At 43.3% G+C, this 381-nt stretch carries 1 protein-coding gene; it reads right to left on the bottom strand.

From position 1 onward, the window contains the following. On the bottom strand, window positions 1-381 hold a 381-nt coding region (locus G8O24_RS47435), incomplete at both ends, for an RNB domain-containing ribonuclease (RefSeq protein WP_188108465.1).

The following is a 381-nucleotide window of genomic DNA, read 5'->3' as shown; positions in this document are numbered from 1 at the left end:
TCCGTATACGTCATACGGTCCGTTGTTTTAATAATACTTTCAAAAATTTCGTGGTTAACCACATGACCTTCTTGATCGATTTCAATTTCACAACTAATGGTTAAACGGTCTACTTGCGGGTTAAGCGAGCAAATTCCGTTCGATAGTTTATGTGGCAACATCGGAATTACCCGGTCAACCAAATAAACACTCGTTCCACGTTCTTGCGCTTCGACATCAAGCGGCGAGCCTTCTGTCACATAATGCGTTACATCAGCAATATGAACGCCCAGCTTCCAGTTACCGTTCGGAAGTTGCTTCACCGTAACAGCATCATCTAAATCCTTAGCATCTGCTCCGTCAATCGTAATAATCATTTGGTCACGAAGATCACGGCGGTTA

Origin of the sequence: Bradyrhizobium campsiandrae, assembly GCF_014529705.1 — a bacterium.
Classification (GTDB): domain Bacteria; phylum Pseudomonadota; class Alphaproteobacteria; order Rhizobiales; family Xanthobacteraceae; genus Bradyrhizobium; species Bradyrhizobium campsiandrae.
The sequence above is the reverse complement of the archived record's forward strand: the minus strand, read 5'-3'. Positions and strand labels throughout refer to the sequence as shown.